This window comes from Cedecea sp. NFIX57, from assembly GCF_900177785.1.
Classification (GTDB): domain Bacteria; phylum Pseudomonadota; class Gammaproteobacteria; order Enterobacterales; family Enterobacteriaceae; genus Cedecea; species Cedecea neteri_C.
Map to the genome: position 1 here is coordinate 26,701 of NZ_FXAS01000003.1, position 19,429 is coordinate 46,129.

At 55.7% G+C, this 19,429-nt stretch carries 19 protein-coding genes; 4 read left to right on the plus strand and 15 right to left on the minus strand.

Annotated elements, in window-relative coordinates; translation table 11 throughout:
• The first annotated feature begins 33 nt into the window (after positions 1-33).
• The 4 genes from nirB to cysG all read left to right on the plus strand — a co-directional run bounded on the left by nirB (position 34) and on the right by cysG (position 5,256).
• Positions 34-2,583, plus strand: a complete 2,550-nt coding sequence (nirB, locus tag B9Y90_RS02805; RefSeq protein WP_085540143.1) for a nitrite reductase large subunit NirB — start codon at positions 34-36, stop codon at positions 2,581-2,583.
• On the plus strand, positions 2,580-2,906 hold the full coding sequence (gene nirD, locus B9Y90_RS02810) for a nitrite reductase small subunit NirD (protein WP_085540144.1): 327 nt from the start codon (positions 2,580-2,582) through the stop codon (positions 2,904-2,906). The genes nirB and nirD overlap by 4 nt, the downstream gene beginning before the upstream one ends.
• Before the next feature lie 156 nt (positions 2,907-3,062).
• On the plus strand, positions 3,063-3,869 hold the full coding sequence (gene nirC, locus B9Y90_RS02815) for a nitrite transporter NirC (RefSeq protein WP_085540145.1): 807 nt from the start codon (positions 3,063-3,065) through the stop codon (positions 3,867-3,869).
• 13 nt (positions 3,870-3,882) lie between these two features.
• Complete coding sequence (gene cysG, locus B9Y90_RS02820; protein ID WP_085540146.1) at positions 3,883-5,256, plus strand: siroheme synthase CysG; 1,374 nt, start codon at positions 3,883-3,885, stop codon at positions 5,254-5,256.
• 27 nt (positions 5,257-5,283) lie between these two features.
• Here cysG and B9Y90_RS02825 read toward each other — a convergent pair whose 3' ends face one another.
• From B9Y90_RS02825 to aroK, 15 genes are all read right to left on the minus strand, one after another.
• Positions 5,284-6,375, minus strand: a complete 1,092-nt coding sequence (locus B9Y90_RS02825; protein ID WP_085540147.1) for an aminotransferase class V-fold PLP-dependent enzyme — start codon at positions 6,373-6,375, stop codon at positions 5,284-5,286.
• Positions 6,376-6,384: 9 nt separating this feature from the next.
• Entirely contained in the window at positions 6,385-7,689 is a 1,305-nt protein-coding gene (locus B9Y90_RS02830) for a YhfT family protein (RefSeq protein ID WP_085540148.1), read from the minus strand.
• 10 nt (positions 7,690-7,699) lie between these two features.
• On the minus strand, positions 7,700-8,053 hold the full coding sequence (locus B9Y90_RS02835; protein WP_038478118.1) for a DUF2620 domain-containing protein: 354 nt from the start codon (positions 8,051-8,053) through the stop codon (positions 7,700-7,702).
• 9 nt (positions 8,054-8,062) lie between these two features.
• On the minus strand, positions 8,063-8,953 hold the full coding sequence (locus B9Y90_RS02840; protein ID WP_085540149.1) for a phosphotriesterase-related protein: 891 nt from the start codon (positions 8,951-8,953) through the stop codon (positions 8,063-8,065).
• Positions 8,940-10,184 (minus strand): phosphopentomutase, encoded by a 1,245-nt coding sequence (locus B9Y90_RS02845; protein ID WP_085540150.1) that lies wholly within the window; start codon positions 10,182-10,184, stop codon positions 8,940-8,942. Before B9Y90_RS02845 ends, B9Y90_RS02840 begins: the two co-directional genes overlap by 14 nt.
• Positions 10,177-11,349, minus strand: coding sequence for a YhfX family PLP-dependent enzyme (locus B9Y90_RS02850; protein ID WP_085540151.1), 1,173 nt, complete (start codon positions 11,347-11,349; stop codon positions 10,177-10,179). Before B9Y90_RS02850 ends, B9Y90_RS02845 begins: the two co-directional genes overlap by 8 nt.
• Before the next feature lie 88 nt (positions 11,350-11,437).
• On the minus strand, positions 11,438-11,794 hold the full coding sequence (locus B9Y90_RS02855) for a PRD domain-containing protein (protein WP_085540152.1): 357 nt from the start codon (positions 11,792-11,794) through the stop codon (positions 11,438-11,440).
• A 14-nt stretch (positions 11,795-11,808) separates the two neighbouring features.
• The gene (gene yhfZ / locus B9Y90_RS02860) at positions 11,809-12,714 is read right to left on the minus strand and encodes a GntR family transcriptional regulator YhfZ (protein ID WP_039288412.1); all 906 of its coding nucleotides are present in this window, start codon (positions 12,712-12,714) and stop codon (positions 11,809-11,811) included.
• 136 nt (positions 12,715-12,850) lie between these two features.
• Positions 12,851-13,855 carry a tryptophan--tRNA ligase gene (gene trpS, locus B9Y90_RS02865; protein WP_039288414.1) on the minus strand — a complete coding sequence of 335 codons (1,005 nt, stop codon included), beginning with the start codon at positions 13,853-13,855 and terminating at the stop codon, positions 12,851-12,853.
• Positions 13,848-14,561: a phosphoglycolate phosphatase gene (locus B9Y90_RS02870; RefSeq protein ID WP_039288417.1), complete on the minus strand. Its 714-nt coding sequence runs from the start codon at positions 14,559-14,561 to the stop codon at positions 13,848-13,850. Before B9Y90_RS02870 ends, trpS begins: the two co-directional genes overlap by 8 nt.
• Positions 14,554-15,231 (minus strand): ribulose-phosphate 3-epimerase, encoded by a 678-nt coding sequence (gene rpe, locus B9Y90_RS02875; RefSeq protein WP_085540153.1) that lies wholly within the window; start codon positions 15,229-15,231, stop codon positions 14,554-14,556. Before rpe ends, B9Y90_RS02870 begins: the two co-directional genes overlap by 8 nt.
• Positions 15,232-15,277: 46 nt before the next feature.
• The gene (dam, locus tag B9Y90_RS02880; RefSeq protein WP_085540154.1) at positions 15,278-16,102 is read right to left on the minus strand and encodes an adenine-specific DNA-methyltransferase; all 825 of its coding nucleotides are present in this window, start codon (positions 16,100-16,102) and stop codon (positions 15,278-15,280) included.
• A gap of 63 nt (positions 16,103-16,165) precedes the next feature.
• On the minus strand, positions 16,166-17,458 hold the full coding sequence (gene damX / locus B9Y90_RS02885; protein ID WP_085540155.1) for a cell division protein DamX: 1,293 nt from the start codon (positions 17,456-17,458) through the stop codon (positions 16,166-16,168).
• Between the two features lie 73 nt (positions 17,459-17,531).
• Complete coding sequence (gene aroB, locus B9Y90_RS02890; protein WP_039288428.1) at positions 17,532-18,620, minus strand: 3-dehydroquinate synthase; 1,089 nt, start codon at positions 18,618-18,620, stop codon at positions 17,532-17,534.
• Between the two features lie 58 nt (positions 18,621-18,678).
• Positions 18,679-19,200, minus strand: coding sequence for a shikimate kinase AroK (gene aroK, locus B9Y90_RS02895; protein ID WP_008457837.1), 522 nt, complete (start codon positions 19,198-19,200; stop codon positions 18,679-18,681).
• Positions 19,201-19,429: the final 229 nt, after the last annotated feature.

Consider the following 19,429-nt stretch of genomic DNA (forward strand, 5'->3'; position numbering starts at 1 on the left):
GTAGGCGATAATAGAAAAGAAATTGAGGCAATTATGAGCAAAGTCAGAATCGCAGTGATCGGTAATGGCATGGTCGGCCATCGCTTTATCGAAGACTTACTTGATAAAGCCCCGCCGGACCAGTTCGACATCACCGTATTTTGTGAAGAGCCGCGTAAAGCCTACGATCGCGTGCACCTTTCTTCTTATTTCTCCCATCATACCGCTGAAGAACTCTCCCTGGTCCGCGACGGCTACTACGAAAAACATGGCGTAAAAGTCCTGATTGGCGAACGCGCCATCACCATCAACCGCCAGGAAAAAGTGATCCACTCCAATACCGGCCGCACCGTTTATTACGACAAACTGGTGATGGCGACGGGTTCTTACCCGTGGATCCCACCGATTAAAGGCTCTGAAACCCAGGACTGTTTCGTTTATCGCACCATCGAAGACCTTAACGCCATTGAATCTTGCGCCCGCCGCAGCAAACGCGGTGCCGTCGTCGGCGGCGGCCTGCTGGGGCTGGAAGCGGCCGGGGCGCTGAAAAACCTCGGCGTGGAAACCCACGTTATCGAGTTCGCGCCAATGCTGATGGCCGAACAGCTTGACCGCATGGGCGGCGAGCAGCTGCGCAGCAAAATCGAGCGTATGGGCGTGCGTGTCCATACCGGCAAAAATACCCAGGAAATCGTCCAGCAGGGCACCGAAGCTCGCAAAACAATGCGTTTTGCCGACGGCAGCGAGCTGGAAGTGGATTTCATCGTTTTCTCCACCGGTATTCGTCCTCAAGACAAGCTGGCCACACAATGTGGGCTCGAAACAGCCCAGCGTGGTGGGATAACCATCAACGACAAGTGCCAGACTTCCGATCCGGATATTTATGCCATCGGAGAGTGCGCCAGTTGGAATAACCGCGTCTTCGGGCTCGTTGCGCCGGGTTATAAAATGGCTCAGGTTACCGCAGACCACCTGCTCGGGAGCGAAAACGCCTTTGAAGGTGCGGACATGAGCGCCAAGCTGAAACTGCTCGGCGTTGACGTCGGCGGTATTGGCGATGCTCACGGCCGCACGCCAAACGCCCGCAGCTATGTTTACCTCGATGAAAGCAAAGAGGTTTACAAACGTCTGGTGGTCAGCGAAGACAACAAAACCCTGCTCGGCGCAGTGCTGGTGGGCGACACCAGCGACTACGGTAACCTGCTGCAGCTGGTGTTGAACGCGATTGAGCTGCCGGAGAACCCGGATTCGCTGATCCTGCCGGCACACGCCAGCAGCGGCAAACCTTCAATTGGCGTCGATAAACTGCCAGAAAGCGCGCAAATCTGCTCCTGCTTTGACGTCACCAAAGGTGATCTGATCAAAGCCATCAATAAAGGCTGCCACACAGTAGCCGCGCTGAAGGCCGAAACCAAAGCCGGGACCGGCTGCGGCGGCTGTATTCCACTGGTAACTCAGGTGCTGAACGCCGAGCTGGCCAAAGCCGGTATCGAAGTGAACAACAACCTGTGCGAACACTTCGCCTTCTCGCGCCAGGAGCTGTACCACCTGATCCGCGTGGAAGGAATCAAATCCTTCGACCAGCTACTGCAAAAATACGGCAAGGGTTACGGCTGCGAAGTGTGTAAACCTACCGTGGGTTCACTGCTGGCGTCCTGCTGGAATGACTATGTGCTGCAGCCGGAGCTAACGCCGCTGCAGGACACTAACGATAACTTCCTCGGCAACATCCAGAAAGACGGCACCTACTCGGTGATCCCGCGCTCAGCAGGCGGCGAAATCACGCCTGAAGGGCTGATGGAAGTGGGCCGTATCGCCCGCGAATATAACCTTTACACCAAAATCACCGGCTCCCAGCGCATCGGCCTGTTCGGCGCACAAAAGGACGATCTGCCGGAAATCTGGCGTCAGCTGATTGAAGCCGGGTTCGAAACCGGCCACGCCTATGCCAAAGCGTTGCGTATGGCGAAAACCTGCGTCGGCAGCACCTGGTGCCGCTACGGCGTGGGCGACAGCGTAGGGTTCGGCGTCGAGCTGGAAAACCGCTACAAAGGCATCCGCACCCCACACAAAATGAAGTTTGGCGTCTCTGGCTGTACCCGCGAGTGTGCGGAAGCGCAGGGCAAAGACGTCGGCATTATCGCCACAGAGAAGGGCTGGAACCTGTATGTATGTGGTAACGGCGGTATGAAACCGCGCCACGCGGACCTGCTGGCGGCGGATCTCGACCACGATACCATCATCAAGTATCTCGACCGCTTCATGATGTTCTACATCCGCACCGCCGACAAACTCACCCGTACTTCCGTGTGGCTGGAGAACCTGGAAGGCGGCATTGATTACCTGCGTAGCGTGATTGTCGACGATAAGCTCGGCTTGAACGATCAGCTTGAAGCAGAGCTCAACCGCCTGCGCGAAAAAGTAATCTGCGAGTGGACAGAAACAGTGAATACGCCGCAGGCGCAGGTTCGCTTCAAACACTTTATCAACAGCCCGCAGCGCGATCCGAATGTGCAGACAGTTAGCGAGCGCGATCAACACCGTCCGGCCACGCCGTATGAGCGTATTCCGGTCACTCTGGTAGAAGTGGAGGAACACGCATGAGCCAGTGGACAACCGTTTGTCAGCTAGACGATATCCTGCCAGCAACCGGCGTTTGCGCCCTGGTCGGTTCGACACAAGTGGCTATTTTCCGCCCACGTAAAGACGAGCAGGTTTACGCCATCAGCAATATCGACCCGTTCTTTGAAGCCAGCGTACTTTCCCGCGGGCTGATTGCAGAACATCAGGCCGAGCTGTGGGTTGCCAGCCCGCTGAAAAAGCAACACTTCCGCCTGCGGGACGGCCTGTGCATGGAAGATGAAAGCCGCTCCGTACCGCACTATGAAGCTCGCGTGCAGGACGGGCTGGTGCAGATAAAAGCGTAATCCATTCGCCCTCACCCCGGCCCTCTCCCTCCAGGAGAGGGAGAAAGTCACAAAGGCTTCTCCGGCGATCCCCTCTCCCCCTGGGAGAGGGTTAGGGTGAGGGGAAATCAGTTCTTTTTTTAATTTTTATTTTTTAACTTCATTGGGATAGCAAAAATGTTCACCGATACCATCAATAAGTGTGCGGCGAATGCCGCGCGTATTAATCGTCTCTCACAGACAAACCCTCTGGGCTTCTGGGTGAGTTCCGCCATGGCGGGCGCCTACGTTGGCCTTGGCATCATACTGATTTTCACCCTTGGTAATTTACTCGATCCGGCCATTCGTCCGCTGGTGATGGGTGCGACCTTCGGGATCGCCCTGACGCTGGTGATTATTGCCGGTTCAGAGCTGTTCACCGGCCACACCATGTTCCTGACCTTCGGCGTGAAAGCTGGCACTATCTCTCACGGCCAGATGTGGGCAATTCTGCCGCAAACCTGGCTGGGCAACCTGGTCGGTTCGGTATTTGTCGCGCTGCTGTATAGCTGGGGCGGCGGTAGCCTGCTGCCGGTAGATACCAGCATTGTGCACACCGTCGCGCTGGCAAAAACGACTGCACCAGCGATGGTGCTTTTCTTTAAAGGGGCGCTGTGTAACTGGCTGGTTTGCTTAGCAATCTGGATGGCAATCCGTACCGAAGGCACGGCGAAGTTCCTCGCAATCTGGTGGTGCCTGCTGGCGTTTATCGCCTCCGGCTACGAGCACTCCATCGCCAACATGACGCTGTTTGCCCTGTCCTGGTTTGGCCATCATAGCGAGGCTTACACGCTGTCCGGCATCGGCCATAACCTGCTGTGGGTCACGCTGGGGAACACCCTTTCCGGCGTGGTATTCATGGGTCTGGGTTATTGGTATGCTACGCCGAAAGCCGAACGCCCGCAGCCTGCCGCCGCAGGCGCAGCGGAAACCGCCCGTAATTAATTGAGGATTGACCGTGGATCACCTGCCGATATTTTGTCAGTTACGTGGCCGCGCCTGCCTGCTGGTAGGCGGTGGCGATGTCGCTGAACGCAAAGCGCGTTTGTTGCTGGAGGCAGGTGCGCGCATCACCGTTAACGCCCTCGAATTCAGCCCACAGTTTAAGGTGTGGGCTGAGCAAAATATGCTGACGCTGGCCGAAGGGGCGTTCTCTGAAACGCTGCTGGACGAAAGCTGGCTGGCGATTGCAGCCACCGACGACGACGAGGTGAATCAGCAAGTTAGCGATGCCGCTGAATCCCGTCGAATCTTCTGCAACGTGGTCGATGCGCCGAAACAGGCGAGCTTCATTATGCCGTCGATTATCGACCGCTCCCCGCTGATGGTCGCCGTCTCTTCCGGCGGTACGTCCCCTGTTCTGGCCCGGCTGCTACGCGAAAAGCTGGAAGCCAGCCTGCCGCTGCATCTGGGTAAAATTGCCGCCTTTGCTGGCACTCTGCGCGGTCGCGTGAAGCAAACTTTTGCCACCATGGGCGAGCGTCGCCGCTTCTGGGAAAAATTCTTTACTAACGATCGTCTGGCGCAGTATCTGGCCAACGAAGACCAGCTTGCCGTTGAAAAAGAGACGGAATCACTGTTCTCCACCCCACTCGATCACCGTGGCGAAGTCGTGCTTGTTGGCGCTGGCCCCGGCGATGCAGGCTTGCTGACGCTGAAAGGCCTGCAGCAAATTCAGCAGGCTGACGTCGTGGTTTACGACCGCCTGGTGTCGGACGACATCATGAATCTGGTCCGTCGCGATGCCGATCGCGTGTTCGTAGGCAAGCGCGCGGGCTACCATTGCGTGCCGCAGGAAGAGATTAACCAAATCCTGCTGCGTGAAGCGCAAAAAGGTAAGCGCGTGGTTCGCCTGAAAGGTGGCGATCCGTTTATCTTCGGGCGCGGCGGTGAAGAGCTGGAAACGCTGTGCAACGGCGGAATTCCGTTCTCTGTCGTACCCGGAATTACCGCCGCTTCCGGCTGTTCCGCCTACTCAGGTATTCCGCTTACTCACCGGGATTACGCGCAAAGCGTGCGCCTGGTCACCGGCCATTTGAAAACCGGCGGCGAACTCGACTGGGCGAATCTGGCGGCAGAGAAGCAAACGCTGGTGTTTTACATGGGTCTGAACCAGGCCTCGGCCATTCAGCAACAGCTGATCGCCCACGGGATGGAAGAGAGTATGCCGGTGGCGCTGGTAGAAAACGGCACGGCAGTGAATCAGCGCGTCGTGGACGGCACGCTGAACCAATTAGGCGAGCTGGCCACCCAGGTCGGCAGCCCGGCATTGATTATCGTGGGCCGCGTGGTGGGTCTTCGCGACAGGCTAAACTGGTTCTCAAACCACTAAATACCAAGGGAGGCTTTCGCCTCCCTTTCACTTTTCTGCCTCAGCACAACTTTCCCGCAAAATTCGCAGCACGGTTTCCGCCCCGCTGCGGTTCGGGTTAATGCGGATCATCCGCTTTTCAAGCTCCGGCTCGGCCTGCCTGAACGTTCCGGAAAGCCGATAAAAGAGCGGCGGGATTTCATACTTAGATTCCGCCCCTACCGGGTAAGGTAATGCGCCCAGCGTTTGTGCGGCGGCCAACACTTTTTCGGCAATCGGTCGATGAAACTCCACCAGCAGCACCTTCGACTGCGCATTGGCGATAAATGCACTTTTAACCTGAGGCACAGCGCCCTGAGACAATAGCTCAACCAGCGTATCGTTCACCTCTGCCTGAACGGCATGCATCACCGGGGCGAAGACCAAACCGCGCAGCACCTCCATAGCCTGAAAGCCCTGCACCTGGCTGCCGCCGGAGTACATGCTCTGGCGCACCGCCTGAACGGCCGATTTGTCGCCGACCACAACGCCGACGCCCACCGGGCCAAACAGTTTAAAGCAGGAGAAAGTCGACAACGTGGCCCCACACTCGCAGCCGATTTTGTCGACCTTCATCACCGCATAGTTATCGTCGGCCAGCGACGGCAAAGCGTGGCGATTAAAGCAGGTCACCACCTCAGCGAGCGAATAAGCGTCATCCAATGTCTGGCGGGTATGCTGAATCAAGGCTGCAGCCGGACGATGAGCCACAATAGCGGCCTCCACGTCATTTAACTTATTGAAATCCGCCCTGATTAGCTCAAGCCCCATCTGTTCGGCGATAACTGCCGACGTAGGGTACAGAGGAGCCTGATGAATCAGCAGCTTATCGCCAGCGTTTAGCAATGCCATCAGCCCGCTACGAATCGCACCGGTTCCGGCCCCCTGCACCAGCGCGGCGGCTGGCGCAGAAAAGAAATCAGCCAGTACGGCCTCAACCCGCTGCGTGCTGTTGGGCTGATTCAGGCCAGGTACCAGGCCGACATCCCCCAGGCTCAAAAAATCAGCGCCTGGAAAATGCCGGCAGATAATATCCACCAAGGCGAACTGCTTCTGCTGGGCTTGAGCCAGGCTCAGGCTTTGCAATGGCCAGCTTTCCACACACCCCCCTTAGGCCGGGATAAACAGGCCGCAGAAGAACAGAATATTCAACACAATGCCGGTTATCATCACCGCCACAACCGGCGCGGCCATTTTCTGCACCGGGCGGCCCAGTGATTCGTTCAGGAAGTACAGCGCCGTCGCAATGGTGAAGCCGGTATAGCCCGCCATCTTGATGGCGGCAAAGATAGAGCCAATCAGCAGCGCCATCTCCATCAGCATGTTCATTGCGTTGCGGATGTTGTCCGAGGCGTTACGTACCGAAGGGTAACGGCCAAGCCATTTCCCGATGGAGCGCAGCAACAGAACTTCGGCAGAAATCACCAGCGCCCCGACCACAAAAGCGAGCAGCGGGTTAGCAATCAGGTAGCCGACGGCAAAGACAAAGGTGAACCCGGCCACGGCGTAAACGCCTGTCGCCAGCGCCGTCGTGGCAATCATCGGCATAAAGCCCAGACCACGCATAAACTCGGCCAATGCGGCCTGATCAATCAGGCTTTGAGACTGCGTCGGATCCAGGCCAATCTTGTAGGCTTTCTCCAGCGTAAAGATGGACACCTCGCTGCCCGCAAACAGCTTCATGCTGGCAACGGTGGCAATCAGCCCGCCAACGATGGCGATATACGGCAGATTCTTGATAATCCGGGACGTCCGCTCTTCAAACACCGACTGCCCGTGAGCATCGTGTTCATGTTCACCGCGGGAGCGCAGATCCTGAAAAATCGCAATCGCCAGCAGCATAATCATGCCCACGAAGATCTCGATGGATTCCGGGTTCAGCTGCGGGAAGAAACGTACCACCAGCACGCGGGTCAGCAGTACAACCACCGCCGCGAACAGGCTGTTCTTCCAGCCAAATTGGTAGAAAATCGCCACCAATGGGAACAGCGCAAAGGCAGAGACCACCGGAGAGCTCAGCTCACCCAACGAGCCGAGAACATCTACCGGCAACGCGGTCAGCAGGTGGTTCACCGGCACCAGGCAAGTAAGAATCAAAATCCCCCAGACGGCACCCAGTCCAAACGCCAGCACGCTGTTGGCCGCCAGCACGCCGAGGATGTCGGTCGGCAGGAACAGCAGCCAGCTGTTGAGCAGCCCGGTTTTCAGGGTGAAGGAGATCCCGACGGAAGCCACAAACCCGATGCTCAGGCCGAAAGCGATACTCCCCGCCTCGCGACGGTTCATATTGCCTTCAATAAGCTGCGGCAGAATCGGTCGAATCCCGTCGTGGAACACCGCCGCGGAGCGGTGCGCCAGTAAAGCCGTCATCCCGGTCAGCAAGGCAACAACAACAAGGTGAAGGTAGAATTCCATACGGATGCCTTTATTTTAAATGGTTAACGAGCAGTGGGATGGCGTGCTCGATATGCTCAACGGAAAGGCCAAACGCCACTTTGCCTTCTGAGACCAGGCGGGCGATTTGCTCTTCTTTCGCTTTAATACCGGGCTTGGCGATGGTGCAACTGCGGTTGTAGCCAATCACCGCGATGGCGATAGACAATGCCGCACCCGCCCCGGTATTACAGGCCCCAATGTAGTAATCAAGCTGGCCGGATTTCACCTTCAGCGCGGCGTCCATGTCGTTATAGATAAACACTTCGAAGCTGCCCGGCGCAGCGGTTTCGATGGTCTGTTTGATGAGTTCGCGCTGTAGGCCAGCGACACCGATCTTTTTCATGGGAAATCCTTACTTATAAAAGACAGAGGGGTTGTCACGTAACATCAAATCGACGTCTGGCTGGCTGAAACCGGCCTCCAGCAGCATCGGCACAAACGTGGTAAGCAAATAGTCAAAACCAGGCCCGCCGTTCGCTTTCAAATGGGAGCGACGAGTAATGTCCATCGACAGCATGACGTGGTCGAGCAGCCCGCGATCTTTGAGCGCGCTCAGCATCGCAATGCGTTTTTCGTCCGGGTAATAGCTGTTTTTGCCGATGGTATCGAACTGGACGTAGGCGCCCTGATCGATCATCCGCAGGATGTTGTCCAGATTGTCTTTCAGATCGCAGTGCCCGACGGTGACGCGGGAAAGATCCACGCACCATGACTTCAGCAACGCGAGCTGTTCAAGGCCCATGGTGCTGAATGACGTGTGGGTAGAGATCGGCCTGCCGGTTTCATGATGGGCGATGGCTGCCGCCTGGAAAACTCGCTTCTCCACCGGGGTGATAACGTCCACACTGGAGCCAATTTCCGCGATGATCCCGGCTTTTAATGCCGTGCCGTCGATACCGATTTCAATTTCATCGATCATCTCCTGCGCCAGCACTTTCACTGGCGTGGTGGCTACATGCGGCGGGAAGAAATCGTGCTGGTAATAACCGGTGCAGGCCATCACGTTCATCCCGGTATCACGGATGATATCCAGCAGGAACTGTGGGTTACGCCCCATGTAGCGGTTGGTCATTTCAATGATATTGCGCACACCATGCGCGTAGAGTGACTTCATCTCACCGCAAATCAGCTCGTACTGATCCAGTCGGCAATCGATGTTGTCCTTGAAGCTGGAAAGATCGATATGAAGATGCTCGTGGGCATAGGTATAGCCCGATGGGTCGATATGCTTATGCCCCGTCATGGTTCACTCCACCTGTTGAAGAGATATTCAGCAGCGGCAGGAACGACGTTCCGTTCTGCGGCGCGGCTGCCCTAAAAAAGTCACAAACTGTGGCGCCCACATCTGAAAGCGTAGCGCGTGCGCCCAGATAAGTGCCTGTTATACCGGGCTGCCAAACCAGCAACGGCACGTTTTCACGGGTGTGTTTACTGTGGCCAATCGTCGGGTCGTTCCCGTGATCCGCCATCACAACAAGGCAATCCCCGACCTGCATATCGGCCATCAGCAGAGCCAGGTTTTTGTCTACCAGCTCAAGCCGCTCGGCGTAGCGCACAACGTCTTCTGCGTGTCCCGCCAGATCGGTTTCCTGAATATTGGTGCAAATAAAGGCGCTGCCAGGTTTATTCAGCTCATCCCGAGTGATATCGAGAATGTGCTGTGAGTCGACCAGATTCTGGTAGCTGGTTCCGTGTGGGTTAATGGCAATATCCGCCACTTTGCCTACCAGCACGGTTTTAACGCCGACATTATGCAGCTGCTGCGGAGCCTGAACGCTGGCATCCACGCCGTAACCCATATGCACCACCTGGAACCCACTTTTGTATACCCCGGAACGCGGGGCGTTAATGCCGACATAAAGCCCCTGTTTCTCTTCCGCGGCGTTAATCAGCTGCTCGCTGCTCTCAAGCAAGCCACCAAACGCAATGACCCGACCCACTTTGACGCAGCGGCGCACGACTTCGCCAATGGCACGTACTTGCTCAAACGGTATGGCGCTGAGGTTGGCACTGATGTTAAACACCTGCCCGAGATCGGCCTCAAGATTATCGCCCACGGCGACGGCCTGATTTACCCACAGAAACTGCAGTTCAGCGCCTTTGCGTTCAACCTGCCAACCTGCAGCGCTTAGTTCACGTTCAACGTCGTCGATCACTGCAGAAAACGGCATACGGAGTGGCGTTTGTGGCCGAGTACCCAAAATTTCCTGATGCCCCATAAAGGTGTCACCGCCCTCATGCTGCAGTGCCGCAGTGCCATACACGGCATCGGCGCTCGGCTGCATCACATTGGCCGTAAAGCCCAGCGCGTTAATCAGGCCCAGCTTCTCAAGCATGGGTAAACGCAGGTCGGGAAAATGCTGCAGGATATGTCCGCAGGTGTTCGCGCCGATGTCCTGCGGCCTGACCTCCGGCACATCATCCATCGAGCCTACGCCAAAGCTGTCTATCACCAGCACCAGAAACTTACTCATGTTGACCTCCCGGAATAGGATGCCCAAGGCTGTCGTACAGCGCTTCAAGTACCGGGTTCCCGCTTTGGATGCCGGACACCAGCGCCACATCGCTGCGGGTGACAAAAATCTGCGTGCGGAAGCACATCACCACCGGGCTGCCAACGGGATAGCTGCCTTCCAGCGCCAGGTGATAGTCAATGCTGGTGATATCTGGCGGCAGCAATCGTGCCTGCTCGAGCTGTGTATCACTGCTGAACACCAGCGCATTCTGCGCATGGCCACGACGATAATATCCGCCGCCGAAGCAATAGCTTTTGCCCTGAAACTGGTGGGAAACTTCCGTCAGATAGAGCATCGCAATCGCCTCCGGCTGGTCACCATGCTGGTTCGCCGGAATGGTGCCGGTCAGCGCGTGGCCCGGTTCGGCATGAGTGACCCCGTGCTCCGCCAGAATCGAAAAAGTGCTGCAGCTTGAGGCCGACGGCGCGTTGATTTGCTCGATCTCAATCCCCTGTTCGTGCAGCAGGTCCCGCGCTTTCAGCAGCGTGATCAAGTTGCGGGTGGGCTGCGTCTGTTGCTGCTCTTCGTTCCAGAGCAGGCAGGGGAAATGCGTCAGCCCGGCAAGCCGAATGCCCGGCATAGCGCGAATGGCACCTACCACATCATCCAATTCACCCAGCGGGAAACCGGCTTCCTGACCCGGGTAAAGTCGGTCGTACTCGGCGAACACCTTCAGCATCACAGCCTGAACGCGCCCGCTCGCCAGCGCGGCATCAGAAACTTCACGGGCTTTTTCCAGCGAAAAAAGAGTGATGATTTCCGTCTCACTGTTCACATTTTCTTCAACCAGGGCCACCGGCACCTGCACCAGATGGCCCACATGCGAAACGGGCACATTGGCTTCACGCAGCGTGCGGGCTTCTTTAAAATCAACGGCCACGGCGCCTTTAAAGCCCAGCTCAATCAGCTTGTTGGCAAGCCACGGGTTACGCCCGATTTGCTTGGTCATAAAGTAGAGCGTGATGCCGTGCTTCTGCGCGGCCGCGAGCAGCTTCCGGCCGTTCTCCAGAACCTGATCGACATCGATGATCCAGGTATCGGGAAGTACTGCGCCCTGCCGCCAAAGCGTTCTGGCGGCATCAATCAACGCCGGGTTCTGTGCCTTGAGTGCCTCAATAAACATGCCTTGCCTCGCGACCTGAGAAATAAACCTCTTAAATAATCATTTTTTTGAATATTTAAGTTGAGAAAAAACGCTGCCGATAAATCCGTTAGCTCTTATGAATCAGCCACAGGCTGAACAGGTTAGCCAGCAGATACCCTTCTTCGTTCGGGTGCAACTGCACGTTGAACGGCGACAGTAATGCGTGGTGGGCCTGCTCCACTTCGCCAAAGACGCTGTCGCTTTTAATCTCCGCCAACAGTTCGGCATCCAACGGGTTCACCTCTTCCCCACGACGGCTGCGCATCAGTGCGTTAGCCATGTGGGTGATCGCCATTGCCCCCTGGTCGTTCTGCAGCGGGATAGCCCAGTGGCTCTCGAGCTGCGTCACAACCGCTTTCATGCCATCACAAATATCCCGGTCGATGACGCCTGCTTCACACAGCAGATTGAGCCGGTCTTCCATACTGATTACCTCTGTCAATAGCTTGGTTCCTGTTCACCGCTCAGCACGCTTTGCTGATGAGCCAGCAGGGCATTCTTATCCACCACCGTTCGCAGCAATTGCTGAATGGGGATATCTTCGCTGCGCGTCAGCACCACCGCTTCCGATGCCGTCAGGAAGCATTTGTCCCCGTTTAACGGGAGGGCGGTCAACCCCAGGGCCGTTAAATCGGCCTCGTTGCTAACGTTCCAAATCACTGCATCCACGCTGCCCTTCGCGATTCTGTGCAGGCACTCGTGGTAGGACACGTCGAGCAATTCCACATCCTGCCCGGCGAAATAAACATCCGTCATGATGCGCTGATCCGCCGAACGCGGATCAATCCCAATACGGCGAATACTCTCCTGCTGCCCGGCTCGGCAAATGAGCTTATGCTCACCCACGTAAGTGTGCGGCCCCAGTGCCAGCGCGATAAAAAGATCCGGGTTGCTGAGGTAACTGTCCGCAGCCAGCCTGGATACGACGGCCAGGTCATAAACCCCATTCAGCAAACATTCCACGCGAACATCCGAGCCACGCATATGGGCGTAATAAAACGGGATCCCGTCAAACTGCGCCTTCAAACCGCTGGCCAGCCCTTCATAAAGCCGGGTGTACGGCAGCGGCATAGCACACACTACATTGCCGATGTCCGCGAACGCCAATAGGGCTTTGTTATCCATGCTCAACAGGTAGCTACCGTTGCGGCCACGGCGTTCAACACTCACCGCTCCGGCCTTCTCCAGCGTCTTCAAAGCGGCCTGCGTCAGGCCAACGGAAAAGCCGCACTCCCCTGCCAATTCATCTATGGTTTTCAGTCTGTTACCACATTTCTCACCCAGTAAATAACGGGCCAGACTGGATTGGGCAACGCCCTCTTTTTTAATAAAGCTGCGGCTCATCGGTTATCTTCAATTTATTGAATGAATATATCTTCATAAAATTGAATATAGATGGCAAAGGGGAAAATGACAAAAGGAGAATGCAGTCACAAAAAAGAAATAACCCGCCAGGCGGCGGGTTATTCATAGGGAAAGATTATGGGTGAGCGACGAAACCGATCGCTTCGTAGACCTTTTTCAGCGTCTCACCGGCACGAGCACGGGCTTTTTCTGAACCTTCTTTCATGACCTGCTGCAGGAAAGCTTCGTCGTTACGGTAACGGTGGTAGCGCTCCTGAAGCTCGGTCAGCATACCGGACACGGCTTCCGCCACTTCGCCCTTCAGATGACCATACATTTTGCCTTCAAAGCTGGCTTCCAGCTCAGGAATCGCTTTGCCGGTGACGCCGGAAAGAATGTCCAGCAGGTTAGAAACGCCCGCTTTCTCTTTCACGTCGTAGCGAACGACAGGCGGCTCTTCGGAATCGGTCACCGCGCGCTTGATCTTCTTCACTACGGATTTCGGGTCTTCCAGCAGGCCGATGACGTTATTGCGGTTATCGTCCGACTTAGACATCTTCTTGGTCGGCTCCAGCAGGGACATCACGCGGGCACCAGACTTAGGAATGAACGGCTCCGGCACTTTGAAGATGTCACCGTACAGCGCGTTGAAGCGGCTGGCCACGTCGCGGCTCAGCTCCAGATGCTGCTTCTGGTCTTCACCCACCGGGACCTGATTGGTCTGGTACAGCAGAATGTCTGCGGCCATCAGCACCGGGTAGTCAAACAGACCTGCGTTGATGTTTTCTTCATAGCGGGCAGATTTGTCCTTGAACTGAGTCATGCGGCTCAGCTCACCGAAATAGGTGTAGCAGTTCAGCACCCAGCCCAGCTGCGCGTGTTCAGGCACGTGGGACTGAACGAAGATGGTGCTTTTTTTCGGGTCAATGCCGCAGGCCAGATACAGCGCCAGAGTGTCCAGCGTCGCTTTGCGCAGCGCGGTTGGGTCCTGGCGAACGGTGATCGCATGCTGGTCAACGATGCAGTAAATGCAGTGGTAATCATCCTGCATGTTTACCCACTGACGCAACGCACCCATGTAGTTACCGATAGTTAATTCGCCAGACGGCTGGGCGCCGCTAAATACGATGGGCTTACTCATGTTCTGCTTCCTGATTTGCTAAAGGTGGTAGCCCGAAAGCGGGCAATAAGTCTTCGAAACGATCGAACACAACGTCCGGGTTACTCAACCCAATCGCTTCGCCGTAGTTATAGCCCCAGGTCAGGCCGACGCTTGGGCAGCCGGCCGCCTGTGCAGCCTGAATGTCATTGCGGGAATCACCGACAAAAAGCAGCTCATCAGCCGCCAGCCCCAGCGCTTCCATGACTTTGTACAGCGCTTCCGGGTGCGGCTTTTTCTCTTTCACATCGTCACCACCGATAATGGTCTGGAAATAATGGGCGATGCCCAGATCTTCCAGCAGCGGCGTAACAAAAGGCGTAGGTTTGTTGGTAACCACGGCGAGCGGCAAGCCTTTCTCTTTCAGAGCAGCAAGTGTTGCGGCTACGCCTGGGAACAAGAAGCTCCCCTCTTCAACCGTTTCCGCATAGTAGCGATCGAACAGTTTGCGCGCCATATTCAGCTGCGCGAGGTCGGGCTCTTTATCCTTCAGCGACCACTTAAGCGCCCGCTGCATCATGATATCTGCGCCGTTACCAATCCAGGTAACAACACGATCTTCGCCCGCCACTGGCAGTTCAAGCGCATAAAGCGCCAGATCAACGGCCTGACTGAGGCCAAGCGCCGTGTCGATGAGCGTGCCGTCAAGATCGAAGGCAATACCCCGAATTTTTTGAAACTTATCCATGACTTACCTTAGCCAGTTCAGAACGCATGCGGTCAACAACCGCTTTATAATCAGGCTGGCCGAAAATCGCGGAACCCGCGACGAACATATCCGCGCCCGCTGCGGCGATTTCCGCAATGTTGTCGGCTTTTACGCCACCGTCTACTTCAAGGCGAATATCATAGCCGGATGCATCAATGCGCTCGCGAACCTGGCGCAGTTTTTCAAGCGTGTGTGGAATAAACGACTGGCCACCAAACCCAGGGTTGACGGACATCAGTAAAATCACATCCAGTTTGTCCATGACGTGATCCAGCCAGGAAAGCGAGGTCGCCGGGTTCAGTACCAGGCCCGCTTTACAGCCGTGCTCTTTGATCAGCTGCAGAGAGCGATCGACATGTTCAGAGGCTTCTGGATGGAAAGTAATAATGCTGGCACCGGCAGCGGCGAAATCAGGAATGATGCGGTCAACCGGTTTCACCATCAGATGAACGTCGATAGGCACCGTAATGCCGTAATCGCGCAGTGCCTTGAGCACCATCGGCCCCATCGTCAGGTTGGGGACGTAGTGGTTGTCCATGACGTCAAAATGGACGACGTCACCACCTGCGGCAAGCGCTTTAGCCGTATCCTCGCCCAGGCGGGCGAAGTCGGCAGAGAGGATTGAGGGGGCAATCAAATACTGTTTCATCCGCTTCTCCAGGAGTCATTCATCTTTCGGCGGCGGGCGAAACGGCTCAGGCAACCTTTCCTTTATAAAGGGCCAGAAGTTCGTCCACCTTGTTACGTTTACCACCGTTTCGGCTGATGCTGCGGCGAACCTGCAGCTTATGGAAATCGGTGGCGTTCTGATACCACTGGCGAGTCAGCTCGGTGTCATGATTCGAAATCAGCACCGGAATACTCTGCTCCCGCAGCCTTTCAGCCAGTTCGGCCAGATGCTGCTGCTGCACCATGCTGAAGCTGTCCGTGTGATAAGCGGTAAAGTTGGCGGTGGCGGAAAGCGGCGCATAGGGCGGATCGCAATACACTACGGAACCCGCAGCAACGTTTACCATGCTGACATCATAAGACTGGCAGACAAAAGTGGCATTTTTAGCCCGTTCGGCAAAGTTGTACAGCTCCTCTTCCGGGAAGTAAGGTTTGCTGTAGCGGCCAAACGGCACGTTAAATTCACCGCGCAGATTATAACGACACAGGCCGTTGTAACAATGACGGTTGAGGTACAAAAACAACACCGCGCGCCGGAACTTGTCGGTGCACTGGTTAAACTCGGTCCGGCAGGCGTAATAAATCGCTTCTTCGTTTTGCGCTTTGGTAAAGAGCAAACGAGACTCCCGCACGTATTCATCCGCGCGATTTTTGACAATGTCGTAGAGGTTAATCAGGTCGCTATTGATATCGGCGAGGATGTAGCGCGAATAGTCGGTATTAAGAAATACCGACCCGGCGCCAACAAAAGGCTCAATCAGACAGTCGCCTTCCGGCAGATGCTTTTTTATGTCGTCCAGCAGGGGGAATTTCCCCCCTGCCCATTTCAGAAAAGCGCGATTTTTTTTCATGCTGTCTTACTATTTACACCTTATCCAGCTGTGGAAAGGCTCCGACAGCGACTGCGCTTATTTTCACTTGAGGTCAGACTGCACCTGATGAATAGGTTTTGCCCACGGATTCTTAGCCTGAACGTCTGCCGGCAGGCTTGTCACCGCGCGTTTGGCATCATCTTTCGTGGCATAAACACCGCTCACCAGCACGAACCAGGGTTGGCCGTTACGCTGAGTCTGGTAAACCATATAGTGCTGCAGGTTCTCTTTTTTCGCCCACGCATTCAGGTTTGCGGAGTTTGAAGAAGAGCTCAGCTGCAGCGTGTAGTGGCTACCTGGCGCACTCTTAATGGCGCTCGCATCACCCGTTACCGTGCCGCCAGTGCTGGCCGTCGCTGCAGCCTGCGGTGTCGCTTTAGGCGCAGTAGACGCTGTCGCTTTCGGTGCCGGGGTTGAAGTGGCAGCACTGGTTGATGGTGCGGTGACCGGAGCAGACACCGCCGGGGCAGGTTCGCTACGTTTCACCGTTGCCACTGGTTTGCTTTCAGCTTTCACCTGCGGTTTAGGCTCGGCTTTACGCACAGGCTCAATCACCGTTTTCTTGCGTTCAGGGCGAGATTCAACGGTGCGGGTTGGTTCCTGGGTACCGGCCAGCTTACGCGGCTCGGTTTTGCTGCCCGCGATTGGCGCAACGGTAGCCGGTTCAGTTGGCAGCGTGGAATTACTGACCACGTTGTCAATCTGGCCCTGCTGCTGAGGCTGAGTAAGCGCGTTATTCAGGTTCCCAGGGACTTCAACACGCTGCTGCCCTTCCGGCTGCGGCTGGGTCTGCGCCTGGGTTGGCGTAGAGGAAATAGGCGGCAAGGAAACATCCTGCGGATTCTGCTGACCAGCAGTTGGGGTATTCCCTGGCTGTGGCTGAGCAGCGTTTGCCTGGTCGGCAGGTGCCGCACCGTTGGAACCGGAGAGATCGATATTCTTCTCTGCGCCTGGTTTTTGCTCGGCTGTATCTGGGGTGGATGAAGGCGCTTTCAGGGCAGAACCAATGCCGATGATAAGCAGCAATAGAACCAGAATCCCGACGCCCATCATGATGTGCTGACGAGAAGCAGGTGCTTTCTGTTTTGCTGCCTTTTTACGCCCACGCGCCGGACGAGGTTCTGCGGCCAGACCGTCATCACCTTCGTACTCTTCCTCAACCTCTTCTTCACGCTCACGACGTGAACGAGAAGGACGGCGTTCGTCCGCATCAAGATCGACGTCATCAACGTTGATCTGCGGTTCTTTATCGAACTCGTCAGGTTTGCGGGAACGCCCAGGACGACGATCGCTTGGATCGGGTTTCAGCTCGTCTTCTGGTTTAAATTCATCCATTTAACACCCCACTCAAAGGCGTATGCTCATCTCTGCATCACGCCCGAAGTTAAATACTATAAAAATTCTAGTTTTAAGCCTGCTGGCAATCAGCAATGGCTGATAGAACGACATCGTGCGGTACTCCACCGCGCACTTCACTCTTCCCTATCGCCAGCGGCAGAATCAAACGCAGCTCACCGGCTAATACTTTTTTGTCACGCATCATGTGGGGCATATACGCGTCAGGGGACATTTCCTGCGGCCCGTTAACCGGTAACCCGGCTCGCACCAGCAGCGCGATCACGCGCTGAACTTCTGCCTCACTGAATTGACCCAGGCGCTGAGCGGTACGCGCCGCCATCACCATCCCGGCAGCTACGGCTTCGCCATGCAGCCAGTTGCCATAGCCCATTTCAGCTTCAATGGCATGGCCAAACGTATGACCCAGATTCAGTAAAGCACGTAAGCCGCTTTCTCGCTCGTCTGCGGCAACAACTTCGGCTTTCAGCTCACAACAACGACGAATGCAATACGCCATTGCCTTGCCGTCCAGCCTCAACAATGCGTCGATATTCTCTTCCAGCCAGTCAAAGAACTCGCCGTCCAGAATGATGCCGTATTTAATAACTTCCGCCAGGCCCGAAGCCAGCTCCCGCGCAGGTAAAGTCGACAGGCAATCGAGATCCACCACCACCGAAGCTGGCTGGTAGAACGCGCCAATCATATTTTTACCAAGGGGATGGTTAACGGCCGTTTTGCCGCCAACGGAGGAATCCACCTGCGAAAGCAGTGTGGTAGGGACCTGAATAAAACGCACCCCGCGCTGATAGCTCGCTGCGGCAAAACCGGTTAAATCGCCCACAACGCCACCACCTAAAGCAATCAAAGTGGTGTCGCGGCCGTGAGGTTTTTCCAACAGCGCCGTAAAGACGGTATCAAGCACCGCAAGGCTTTTAAACTGCTCGCCATCCGGGAGAATGACGGTATCCACTTTAACGCCTGCCTGTTCCAGAAGACCACGAACCTTGTCTAGATAAAGCGGTGCAAGGGTTTCATTGGTAACCAGCATGGTCTGGTCGCCAGCCTTCAGCGGCCAAAAGGAAGCCGGGTCATTGAATAACCCGGCGGCAATGGTAATAGGGTAACTACGTTCCCCGAGAGTGACTGTCAGCCTCTCCATTACGCGGAGCCCACCTTATCGTTGCTTTGCCCGCAGGCGTTTCATGATTAAGCCAGAATCAGTTGCTTTCCAGCATATGGATGATCTGGTTTGCGACCACTTTGGCGCTTTGATCATCGGTGCGAATCGTGACATCTGCAATCTCTTCATACAGCGGATTGCGTTCGCCAGCCAGCGCTTCCAGCACTTCACGAGGTGGAGTCTCAACCTGCAGCAGCGGACGTTTTTTATCGCGCTGAGTACGTGCAAGCTGTTTCTCAATGGTGGTTTCAAGGTAAACCACTACGCCACGGGCGGAAAGACGATTGCGGGTTTCACGAGACTTCACGGAACCGCCGCCGGTAGCCAGCACGATGCCCTGTTTTTCAGTGAGTTCGTTGATGATTTTTTCTTCGCGATCGCGGAAGCCTTCTTCGCCTTCAACGTCGAATACCCAGCCCACATCAGCTCCGGTACGTTTCTCAATCTCTTGATCAGAATCGAAAAATTCCATATTGAGTTGCTGAGCTAACTGACGCCCAATAGTGCTTTTGCCGGCACCCATAGGCCCAACCAGAAAGATATTGCGTTTCTCTGCCATTTTTTCGGTACTACTAAGACAATTCGTTGATGATAAACCCGCCCGGTAACAACTTGCTGCGGCGGGACATGAACTGAAACCTCATAAGCGTGAGTTCGAGAATCAGACTAAAAATTATCTCAACACTCAAGGGGGTTTGGCAACCGAATAAATCACCTGGCGCCCGGCTCGGGACGAAAAGCGTGCGCCAGCTTTACCGGCCACAGGCTCTTAATACCCAGCCTCCCGA

Coding starts and splice junctions, on each gene's coding strand:
- nirC (WP_085540145.1), top strand. CDS start 3,063: ATGTTCACCGATACCATCAATAAGTGTGCGGCGAATGCCGCGCGTATT.
- rpe (WP_085540153.1), bottom strand. CDS start 15,231: ATGAAACAGTATTTGATTGCCCCCTCAATCCTCTCTGCCGACTTCGCC.
- aroK (WP_008457837.1), bottom strand. CDS start 19,200: ATGGCAGAGAAACGCAATATCTTTCTGGTTGGGCCTATGGGTGCCGGC.
- B9Y90_RS02870 (WP_039288417.1), bottom strand. CDS start 14,561: ATGGATAAGTTTCAAAAAATTCGGGGTATTGCCTTCGATCTTGACGGC.
- yhfZ (WP_039288412.1), bottom strand. CDS start 12,714: ATGAGCCGCAGCTTTATTAAAAAAGAGGGCGTTGCCCAATCCAGTCTG.
- nirD (WP_085540144.1), top strand. CDS start 2,580: ATGAGCCAGTGGACAACCGTTTGTCAGCTAGACGATATCCTGCCAGCA.
- B9Y90_RS02830 (WP_085540148.1), bottom strand. CDS start 7,689: ATGGAATTCTACCTTCACCTTGTTGTTGTTGCCTTGCTGACCGGGATG.
- B9Y90_RS02840 (WP_085540149.1), bottom strand. CDS start 8,953: ATGACGGGGCATAAGCATATCGACCCATCGGGCTATACCTATGCCCAC.
- trpS (WP_039288414.1), bottom strand. CDS start 13,855: ATGAGTAAGCCCATCGTATTTAGCGGCGCCCAGCCGTCTGGCGAATTA.
- B9Y90_RS02845 (WP_085540150.1), bottom strand. CDS start 10,184: ATGAGTAAGTTTCTGGTGCTGGTGATAGACAGCTTTGGCGTAGGCTCG.
- B9Y90_RS02850 (WP_085540151.1), bottom strand. CDS start 11,349: ATGTTTATTGAGGCACTCAAGGCACAGAACCCGGCGTTGATTGATGCC.
- B9Y90_RS02835 (WP_038478118.1), bottom strand. CDS start 8,053: ATGAAAAAGATCGGTGTCGCTGGCCTACAGCGCGAACTCATCAAACAG.
- aroB (WP_039288428.1), bottom strand. CDS start 18,620: ATGGAGAGGCTGACAGTCACTCTCGGGGAACGTAGTTACCCTATTACC.
- dam (WP_085540154.1), bottom strand. CDS start 16,102: ATGAAAAAAAATCGCGCTTTTCTGAAATGGGCAGGGGGGAAATTCCCC.
- nirB (WP_085540143.1), top strand. CDS start 34: ATGAGCAAAGTCAGAATCGCAGTGATCGGTAATGGCATGGTCGGCCAT.
- damX (WP_085540155.1), bottom strand. CDS start 17,458: ATGGATGAATTTAAACCAGAAGACGAGCTGAAACCCGATCCAAGCGAT.
- B9Y90_RS02855 (WP_085540152.1), bottom strand. CDS start 11,794: ATGGAAGACCGGCTCAATCTGCTGTGTGAAGCAGGCGTCATCGACCGG.